Source organism: Microcoleus sp. B4-D4 (genome assembly GCF_036705185.1).
In the GTDB taxonomy this organism is placed as follows: Bacteria; Cyanobacteriota; Cyanobacteriia; order Cyanobacteriales; family Microcoleaceae; genus Microcoleus.
Map to the genome: position 1 here is coordinate 1 of NZ_JAUBTX010000033.1, position 9,972 is coordinate 9,972.

The following is a 9,972-nucleotide window of genomic DNA, read 5'->3' on the forward strand; positions in this document are numbered from 1 at the left end:
GCTGGTTTCACTTCGTAGCAGTCAAGCTAGGAGATGGTTTTTCCGTTACTATCCGTGATATTACCGCCCGCAAACAAATAGAATTGGCTCTCCAAGATGCGAATCAAAAATTAGAAGAACTGGCCAATCTAGATGGTTTGACTCAGGTGGCTAACCGTCGCTGTTTCAACAATCGCCTTCAAAGTGAATGGCAACGCCTAGCGCGAGAAAATCAGCCACTTTCTCTAATTTTATTGGACGTTGATAAATTCAAATCCTACAATGACTACTACGGTCATCTGGCTGGGGATGATTGCTTAATTAGAATAGGGCAAATATTACAAAAAGTAGTCCGTTGTCCCACCGATTTAGCAGCGCGTTACGGTGGAGAAGAATTTGTGTTACTCCTACCGAATACGGATTTAGAAGGAGGGATTAAGGTGTCACAAAACATTCAGCAAGAAATTCACAATCTGGCGATTCCCCATGCACAGTCTGACGTGAAGGAGATCGTCACAGTCAGTTTGGGTATTTCCTCACTCATACCCACCTTGGAAGTTCAACCAGATACACTGGTAGCCTATGCAGACAAAGCTTTGTACGATGCTAAACAACAGGGGCGCGATCGCTGGAGTACAAATTGTTGAAAAATCGGGGCGTTTTTCGAGGAAGGGGGAATTATACCGTTATACAGAACTGTTCGCCAGTTGTAATTAATCCTGGTTTGTTCTTTTCATGGTCACACCGTCAAATTTTTGATAATGAAAGTTTGATATTTTTCGTCCCCTGACGCTACCGCAGATGGCGGATATCCTGCCTTTTTCACAGTATGGAAATAGGGTTGGCTGAAAGAGAAACAAGCTGTAGCTAGGGCTACAGATTAAGAGTGTAAATCCTAATTAAATATCTAAACCCACGACTGTTAAATCGGGAGGATGTTCGACAACAAACTGGTAATCTAACTCTTGTTTGGCTTGAGGCGGTAGAGACATTATCCATTCCAACATTCCCATTTCACCTGCTACTATCTTCGGATTGGTGACACTCAACCGCACTTTTATTTGCTCGTTGCGACTGACTGGTAGTTGCTCTTTCAATATCAATTTTACAGGCACCTGCTGCAAGTTTGTCACAATTAACCGATAACCGTAACTCGTGCGCCGCTGATTGCCGATCAGTTTTTTATCGACGTGTCTATCGACTAATTCTCGCTCAATTTTTAGTCCTTCATCTATTCCTAAATTCAGCTTGAATTCTTGGCCAGGGGAAATATTTGCTAACTGTAAAGTACCTACGAAAGTGTTGTCGCGAAAGATATTTGCTTGACCGGGCAGCAGAGTTACACCTGTCATTGGATTGGTGACAATTGCTTGCAAATAAGCAAAGCTGACTAAACTCGGAACGGCTATGTATTGAAGTTTTGAGGGATAATTTTCGCTGAAAATAGTGACTTTGTGCGGCGTGCCGTCGCTGGGAATATTGGTATTTCCTCCTACTTGAAATGAGACGGTACTGCCTTCTCTAGATACTCTTGCTGTGGCGGTTTGAGCTGCTATGGGTTCGGGCGCGGGTGCAGCAGCACTAGGAGCCTTCATTGCCACAGCCATCTCAGGTTCAGCAATTTGTCTGCTTCGTATTCTCATCAATTCTGCGGGTTGAGGAGATTTTGGGTGAAGAATATCGATATACCAGGGTTGGAGTTTTGGTGGCAAAGTTCCCAATCCGGGTTTGGCTGTGGATAAAGTCAGTGCTACTCCCGTCCAATCTTCGCCTGTATTTTGATTGACTTCGGCTAGGTAGTTGAGATTGATTTGGTTGTCGGTAGTGTTGACTCGCAAGTCGTAAAGGGGAGTCCAACGGGCTTGGGTTACTACATAGGAAATTTCGAGTTCAAAATTGCCGCTGCCGCTTGGTTCGATCGCAACAATGATGTTAAAACTTTGTTGGGAATGGGGAGTTTGTAGTTGGCGCAACTGCTGGCGTAAGGCTTCTATTTGCTTGTCTAATTCCTGCTGCTGTCTTTCGTGTTGCCCGATCGCACTTATGTACTTTTTATAATTACTGCCTAAAAAATTGAGCAATTCGCCGACTTCGTTCAAACCAATCTGTTGCTTGGAGATGCTGCTGGCAAAGGAACCCACGCTTTTTGCGCTTAAATTCTCGACAAAGTTGAGTTGAATTTTACGCGAGGCGATTTGGTCTTGTATGGCGCGTTTTTGGGTTTCTAACTCTTGGATTTGTGCGGTTAATTCGGCGATGCGATCGCCCGTAGGTTCGCTGCTAAACACTTTTTCGGTGCGTACTCCCAGCAATCGCACGGCGACTGTACCCGCACCGGTGGCCCTGACTGACTCTGTTTCGAGGGTTGTGGGGAGAGAGGCGATCGTTAATTCGCACTCGTTTCCCGTCAAGGCTACTGTGCCGCGGCGGGTTATCAGGGCGCGATCGGTATAAACTGTAACTTCAGAAATTTGCGACTCTACTATTTTGATATTATCGCGATCGAGTAAATCTGAATTAGTCATTGCTACTAATACCTTTACGAAACTCTTTTAATGCTTCCAATGGCGAGGAAAATAAAATGCAACGCTTCAACAAACATAAGTCTAATTCTGGCAGCAATTCGCTGCTAGCAATCGGCTCATAACCCTGCTCTCGCAAGCGGTAAAGTTGCAGCGTTCCGTCTTCCCAAAACCAAACTTCAGGCACACCCATCAGCCGATATTTCTGAAGTTTAATCGGACTACCGCTAGTAATTACCACCTCAATACATAAATCGGGAACATTTTTATCTTTCCCCAAGCAATAGGACAAATCTGCCTGATACTCGACTTGACCATCAACAATTTGGCTGTAAGCACCGCTAGGAAAGAACTCAATTTCCTTAACTTCAAAGTAGATCGCAAGCAATAAGCTAATTATCGATTGAAATGCTTCATGAGGTTTACTAATGCCCACAATTTCTAAAACTCCTTGACAATAAAATAACCGCACTCCTGGCACATTTTCAAAGCTGGATTTAATTGCTTTAAACTGCTGCCAATTCAAACCGCGCCAAGTGAAATGCTGCTCGGCTGTGGGAGAAACTGTGGGATTGTCTATAGTTTGAACCATGACTGTCCTGTGGATTTAAAATGTTAGCAATAATTCAATGTTAACTCAGCGGCTCGATTCCCGCCAAATCCAAAATTTGAGGAATCAAATCTTCTCGCTTCACTGCCATCAGGTGAACTCCTTGACACAATTGCCGCGCTAGCTTGACTTGTTCGGCCGCAATTTTTATGCCTTCCTGCAAAGGTGCTGGAGCTTTTGCCAAACGGTCGATCGTCTCTTGCGGTATGTGAACTCCCGGCACGTATTTTTTAATAAATTCAGCATTTTTAGCTGATTTAAACAAAAAGATTCCTGCTAAAATTGGTTTGTTGCAGCCAGCAGCAATGTGGTGCATAAACTTATCAAAAACTTCAAAATCTGTAATTAATTGGCTCTGAAAAAACTGTGCTCCGGCTTCTACTTTTTTCTCGAATCGACTTTGCAACCCCGACCAACTGGGGGATTGCGGATCGACAGCGGCACCGACAAATAAATCGGTAATTCCGTCTGTTAAAGCTTTGTCATTCCAGTCTTTGCCGCCGTTCATTTTTTGAATGACTTGCAGCAGCCGCACTGATTCTAAATCGAATACACTTTTGGCTTTTGGATGGTCGCCGGCTTTGACTGGATCGCCGGTGAGTGCCAAGATATTATGGATGCCTAAAGCGTGGGCTCCCATGAGATCGGCTTGCAGGCCTATTTGATTGCGATCGCGGCAAGCAACTTGACAAATCGGCTCAATGCCGTGCTGCAATAGAATCGCGGAAACTGCTAGCGGGCACATTCGCAGCACTGCGCGGCTGCCGTCTGTAATATTAATAGCGTGAACTCTGTTTTTTAGAAGTTCAGCCATTTGTATGGTGTGGGTGATGTCGCCGCCTTTTGGCGGGGCAACTTCGGCGGTAATTATAAATTCTCCGGGGGTGGTGCAGGCTGTACGAAAACGGTTCATAGTTAGTTGATAGTTGACAGTTGACAGTTGGCAGTTGGCAGTTGGCAGTTGGCAGTTGGCAGTTGGCAGTTGGCAGTTGACAGTTGACAGTTAACAGTTGGCAGTTGGCAGTTGACAGTTGACAGTTGGCAGTTGGCAGTTGACAGTTGGCAGTTGACAGTTGGCAGTTGGCAGTTGGCAGTTGACAGTTGACAGTTGGCAGTTGACAGTTGACAGTTGGCAGTTGACAGTTGACAGTTGGCAGTTGACAGTTGGCAGTTGGCAGTTGGCAGTTGGCAGTTGGTAGTTGTAATTTTTAACCAGTAACCAATAACCAATAACCAATAACCAATAACAACTAACAACTAACAACTAACAACTAAACAGGTAAAGAATAACCGAAAGCTGTCTTAACCTTAGTTAGAGTTTGATTAGCAATGGTTTCTGCTTGTTCTTTTCCGCGACGCAGTACAGAGTCTAAATATCCCCGTTCGTCCATGATGTCTTTGTATTTATCCTGAATCGGTTTCAGGGCATTAATTGTTGTCTCTGTCAACAGGGGTTTAAAGTCACCCCAACCCATATCTTGACATTCCGCTGCAACTTCTTCCTTCGATTTGCCGGAAAGCAGGAGATAAAGTGTTAGCAAATTTCTAGCTTCGGGGCGTTCTGGGTCGTCAAAGGTTAAGCCACGCACGGCATCTGTTTTGCACCGCTTGATTTTTTTTGTAATTGTTTCTGGCGAATCTAATAAGTTAATTCGACTTTGTTCGGAGGGGTCAGATTTTGACATTTTGCGCGTACCGTCGGTCAAACTCATTACTCTCGCGCCGTCTGCCCTAATTAACGGTTCGGGAAGTTTTAATACGGGTTTTTCTGGTGTGCCGAATTGGTGATTTAATCTGATGACTATATCGCGGGTGAGTTCCAAATGTTGTTTTTGGTCTTCTCCTACTGGTACTTTGTCGGCATCGTAAAGCAAGATGTCTGCTGCCATCAATACGGGATAATTTAGCAAGCCTGCGTTGACGTTTTCGCCTTGTTTAATTGCTTTTTCTTTAAACTGAATCATATCTTCGAGCCAGTTAATCGGCGTAATGCAGTTTAGCAGCCATGCTAGTTCTGTGTGCGCCGAGACGTGGGATTGCACGAAAATAGTAGAATGTTCTAAATCGATGCCGCAAGCTAAATAAAGGGCGGCGATGGCGTAAGTGTCGGAGGCTAGGGTTGCTGGATTGTGCGGTGCGGTGATTGCGTGCAAATCGACTACGCAAAAGTAGTTTTCGTACTGACTTTGATTTTCTACCCAGTTGCGAATGGCACCGAGATAATTGCCTAGGTGAAGATTGCCTGTTGGCTGAACTCCTGAAAGAACGCGCTGTTTACCCATGAGGAAAGAATAGAATTGATTTCACATTTCTATATTGACACGTTATTTCAATTTCAGATCCCCTTCGTTAAATTCGATCAACCGGAAACGATCTAAATCCCAGCCTTAAAAAGCTCGCTGTCAAGTGTCAACTGTCAACTGTTTTTTGGTTTAGTGCGCCACCAAGTGATGCCGGCTGCAAAAAGGGCGATCGCAAAACTCAAGGCAAAGGAAAATACAAAGGGATGCCATTGCATTAAAATTGGGATTTGATGGTTTTGGACTGTATCGAAGAGTTTGTCTGTACCGCTTGATGCGGCGATACCACCGGCTGCTAAACCTACGCCGATCGCCTGTACTGTGCTTTCTAGTCGATCGTCCCGATATTTCTCTTTGTCTTCGCTGTTGCGGAGTGCGAGTTGGTTTGTGCGATCGCTCCTGGCTTGTTCTATTTCTACTATGCCGCGAATTGAGGCGATCGCCTGATCGATTAAGTTTGTCCCGTGGCGGAAATATCCTAAGTCTCCGGCTATTTGCGATCGCACATAAGGAGCCGTTTTTATACTGAAGTTATTTAATATTGATAGTTCTTCCTTATCGATTCCTAGTATATCACAAATTTTCTGCAAAATGTCAGTATAATTGTTAAGATTTAGGACAATTGTATTGTCATAATTTTCGAGTTTCCGCAGCAGGCTAGTATAAGTTACAGCTTTGCTGAAGAGTTGCTTTAGCTGTTCCTGAAATTCCTGCAATTGGACAGAAGTTAATACAGTTCCTCTGGAAAATTGCTGCTGCAATATCTCCATATTTTTCTCAATGATCCGGTATTCGCGATCGAGTTCGCGGTAAATCTGGCGGCTGTCTTGAAAAGCTTTGATAATTTTGTTGCGGTAAAATAGCAGGTCGAGTATTTCTGCTTGGCAAGTGCTAAAATCTTCGTCGGTTTGTTTGTCAGCCAGCAGCCAGACAAGCAGGTGGCGGTAATTCGCAATATCGCTAATTGTACCGTATTCAAAAATCGGACTACCGAACAGTTTACCCGATAGATCAAATACAGGTGGCGAGTCGCCTTGGAATAAACTATCGCGACATTTATCGGCGAGGGGTTTGAGGGAATCTAATTTCTCTGGTGGCGGTTCCGTAAGCCATGCAGTAATTAGGAGAGTTTGACCCAAAAAGTTGTCATCGCCATCGATAAGTAAGGCTTGATTTGGGTTAAATTTCTGGATTAGATCGACATCTACATTATCGGCTGTGCCGTCTTCCGGGCAACCTATATTTAACCATAAAGCATAGCTGTCGTGAATTTGTAGCGGTTGGGCAAAACCTTCTATGGGTGGATTGCTGTTAAATGTTAGTGCGACATTTGGCAACAAATCATCGCGGTAGCTGTCAGATTTTGGCGGAAAAACTAGATTTTGTGTTACCCTTTTATCGGTGAAGTTGGCGAGGATATTGTCGCAGTGTTTCCACAGAGGATTATTGCTGCACTGACTGTCATTGTGCAGTTGGAAAGCGTATAAATAGACATTCGGGGCAGAAATTTTGTCTGTCATATTATTGGCGCGGGGGCTATGAATTGGGGCGGCGTTTTTTGAGATTTTCTGGCAACTCTGGATAGCGGTTTAATAGCCTTGGTTCTTGCTCTTCTTTTTTGGTGGGTTGTGGTTTTGGTTTTCTAATAAAATTGTTGATTTCATCTGTTATTTTAGGATAGTTTGCACACCAATAACCAATAGCATCAGCTACTTCGTTATTCGATTTATCAGCCATCTGGGATATCGTATTGCTGAGATTTGCTAAATCGTCAACCGCCCCGACTTGTTCAAATACTTCGGGGTTGGTTTCAAAGACTGCTAGGAAACCGGAAATAAATTGTTCGTCTGTCATTGCAAATTTCTCCTTTGATTATAATGAATTTATCGTTGAAATGATTTAGAACTCAGGTCAAAGAAACCGGGTTTATCTGAGAAATCTCAAGTGAAAAAAACAATCTCCGCAGAAACCCGGTTTCTGATACCAACGCTTATTGCCCAACTGCACAGAAAGCTGCCCAGTGTAGGGGAGACTCATAAGGTTGATAATCCGGTTTGTAACCGCGCCTGTATTTGCCTTGAATTTTCTGTTTGTGTTCGCGACTCAACAACTGCGACGCTTCCACCCATTCTAGCAAACTTTTAACAGTCACACTCCGCAGCCACAACTGAGACTCCCGCAAAGCAATCGCCACAGGCGGGCGATTTTCAGACAGGAAAAGCTCATAAAATTTAATCATCAAAATTGCCGTAGATACATCATTGACAGCCCACAAAGTGCTAATCACATTCGTGGTTCCGGCGTACAAAAAACCGCTAGGCAATCCGATATACTCATCAGTGGTATCTCCAATATCCGTTAACCCAGTTTCGCAGGCGGAAAGCGTCACTAAACTGCACTTACTCAGGGGCAAATCAAAGATTTCTTCCAGCGTCAGACATTTTTCAATATCCCACAATTTGTCTTGAGGGGAACGAATATAACTTTTGTTCTCCGAGTCCACGTTATCGGTGGCAATTTTCGCACCAGCTAAGATTAAAGCTGATTTCCGAGGATTGTTAAAGTCGAAAAAGCCGTGACAGGAAAAGTGGGCGATCTCGGCATTCTGCAACGCTTCAAGCTGTTGCTGCAATCCTGTCTTACTTGCCTTTTCCCGAATCAAAACTTCCGCTGGATTAAAGGATTTGGCAATTGCTTCAACTTCGATGTCGGTGAAGTCTAAATCTTCTGTCGGGTTTTGAATGGCAAACAATCTTGTGGGTGATGACTCTTCCCCAGTCGGATTTACCCGCTGAGGTAATTGTAATAGCTGACAACTGGGAGTATATCTCACGCCGCCAGGGAAAAGATCGAGGAGACATCCAGTTTCTTCTATATTCTGCCTTAGCCTTCGGCTGGTTAATGCGTGAAGTGGCAACAAGTGCAAATATCGGAAGGGAACTAATATCAATCGCTGGCATTTTTTAGGGAGGTGAGAAATTATTTTATCGATGTGCAAGATTTTAGCTAATTTTTCGAGGCGGGTTTCTAGCTGATTTCTCCAGTTGTCAGGTTGATTGATGTAGTCATCAATATACTCGTTTGCAAAATCTACTAATTTTTGCGAGTCTTGATGTGAAGATTGCCAGAGATAGGGTTGGGTGGAGTCGCGGGTAATAATAAAAACTTTAAAGCCGTTAACAGTAATGTACCATTCCAAAATTGCCTCGTTTTTACCTAACAGACTGCGAATTTCTTGAAAACTAATTCGCTGTACATTTTGCGGTAGGCTGCGGGAATTGTGAAACAATTCTACTAAGTTTCTGGTTTTGCTGCGTTCGATGTATTCTAGGGCGGCGGTGTTGTTTTCCATTGCTATGCAAACTTGTACCATGAGCTGATAAAGTTGACGCCATTCTTCAGCTAATTTTTGTCTATCTGCTTCGCCGCCGATAATGATTTTACGCCGTATTGATTCGACTGTCTCAATGGCGCAGTTAAAACTATCGTAAGCTTCTGGGAGTTGGGAATTCTGCCTGTAGGCACGTCCGAGATTTTCTAAGGTTTGAGCATGATTGATCGGAAATGCCTCACAGGTGTAAACTAACAAAGCTGCCTGATAATTGGAAATCGCAATTTCTATATTCTCCGCTTTTGGGCCTCGGATTCTATTGCTATAGGCATTCGCCAAATTATTTTGACCCCTTGCCCATTCAAAGGGAAATGCCTCGCGGGTGTAAACTGACAATGATGCCTGATAATTGGAAATCGCAATTTCTATATTCTCCGCTTTTGGGCCTCGGATTCTGTCGCTGTAGGCATTCGCCAAATTACTTTGACTCCTTGCCCATTCAAAGGGAAATGCCTCGCGGGTGTAAACTGACAATGATGCCTGATAAATGGCGATTGCCATTTCTATATTCTCCGCTTTTTCGCCTCTGATTCTCTTACTGTAGGCAATCGCCAAATTATTTTGAGTATTTGCCCAATATTCAGGAAATGCTTCGCGGGTGCAAACTAACAAAGCTGCTTGATAAGCGGAAATCGCTTTTTCTAGATTATCTGCTTTTTCGCCTCTGATTCTGTCGCCGTAGGCAGTCGCCAAATTATTTTGAGTATTTGCCCAATCTTGAGGAAATGCCTCGCGGGTGCAAACTAACAAAGCTGCTTGATAAGCGGAAATCGCTTTTTCTAAATTATCTGCTTTTTCGCCTTTAATTCTGTTGCAGTAGGCAGTCGCCAAATTATTTTGAGTATTTGCCCAATATTCAGGAAATGCCTCGCGGGTGCAAACTAACAAAGCTGCTTGATAAGCGGAAATCGCTTTTTCTAGATTATCTGCTTTTTCGCCTCTGATTCTGTCGCCGTAGGCAGTCGCCAAATTATTTTGAGTATTTGCCCAATCTTGAGGAAATGCCTCGCGGGTGCGAACTTCTAAAGCTGCTTGATAAGCGAAAATCGCTTTTTCTAGATTATCTGCTTTTTCGCCTCTGATTCTGCCGCAATAGGCAGTCGCCAAATTATTTTGAGTATTTGCCCAATCTTGAGGAAATGCCTCGCGGGTGCGAACTTCTAAAGCTGC

Annotated in this window: 9 protein-coding genes; 2 read left to right on the forward strand and 7 right to left on the reverse strand. The window is 43.9% G+C overall.

Annotated elements, in window-relative coordinates:
• Positions 1-626: diguanylate cyclase (locus QUB13_RS21285; RefSeq protein WP_333384433.1), on the forward strand; the 626-nt coding region annotated here is incomplete at its 5' end.
• A 252-nt stretch (positions 627-878) separates the two neighbouring features.
• Here QUB13_RS21285 and QUB13_RS21290 read toward each other — a convergent pair.
• Genes QUB13_RS21290 through QUB13_RS21300 form a run of 3 tightly spaced genes read right to left on the reverse strand, consistent with a single transcriptional unit; the run spans position 879 to position 4,024 of the window.
• Positions 879-2,504 carry a mucoidy inhibitor MuiA family protein gene (locus tag QUB13_RS21290; RefSeq protein ID WP_333384436.1) on the reverse strand — a complete coding sequence of 542 codons (1,626 nt, stop codon included), beginning with the start codon at positions 2,502-2,504 and terminating at the stop codon, positions 879-881.
• The gene (locus QUB13_RS21295) at positions 2,497-3,093 is read right to left on the reverse strand and encodes a Uma2 family endonuclease (protein WP_333384441.1); all 597 of its coding nucleotides are present in this window, start codon (positions 3,091-3,093) and stop codon (positions 2,497-2,499) included. The genes QUB13_RS21290 and QUB13_RS21295 overlap by 8 nt, the downstream gene beginning before the upstream one ends.
• 40 nt (positions 3,094-3,133) lie before the next feature.
• Positions 3,134-4,024, reverse strand: a complete 891-nt coding sequence (locus QUB13_RS21300) for a methylenetetrahydrofolate reductase (RefSeq protein ID WP_333384444.1) — start codon at positions 4,022-4,024, stop codon at positions 3,134-3,136.
• A 160-nt stretch (positions 4,025-4,184) separates the two neighbouring features.
• On the opposite strand from QUB13_RS21300, the gene QUB13_RS21305 reads away from it, so the two are divergent.
• Complete coding sequence (locus tag QUB13_RS21305; RefSeq protein ID WP_333384447.1) at positions 4,185-4,310, forward strand: hypothetical protein; 126 nt, start codon at positions 4,185-4,187, stop codon at positions 4,308-4,310.
• 72 nt (positions 4,311-4,382) lie between these two features.
• Here QUB13_RS21305 and trpS read toward each other — a convergent pair whose 3' ends face one another.
• The 4 genes from trpS to QUB13_RS21325 all read right to left on the reverse strand — a co-directional run.
• Positions 4,383-5,393, reverse strand: coding sequence for a tryptophan--tRNA ligase (gene trpS, locus QUB13_RS21310; protein ID WP_333384450.1), 1,011 nt, complete (start codon positions 5,391-5,393; stop codon positions 4,383-4,385).
• A gap of 134 nt (positions 5,394-5,527) precedes the next feature.
• On the reverse strand, positions 5,528-6,931 hold the full coding sequence (locus QUB13_RS21315) for a hypothetical protein (protein ID WP_333384453.1): 1,404 nt from the start codon (positions 6,929-6,931) through the stop codon (positions 5,528-5,530).
• A 16-nt stretch (positions 6,932-6,947) separates the two neighbouring features.
• Positions 6,948-7,265: a hypothetical protein gene (locus tag QUB13_RS21320; protein WP_333384456.1), complete on the reverse strand. Its 318-nt coding sequence runs from the start codon at positions 7,263-7,265 to the stop codon at positions 6,948-6,950.
• A 136-nt stretch (positions 7,266-7,401) separates the two neighbouring features.
• Positions 7,402-9,972 (reverse strand): CHAT domain-containing protein (locus QUB13_RS21325; RefSeq protein ID WP_333384463.1); only part of this gene is annotated, 2,571 nt, incomplete at its 5' end.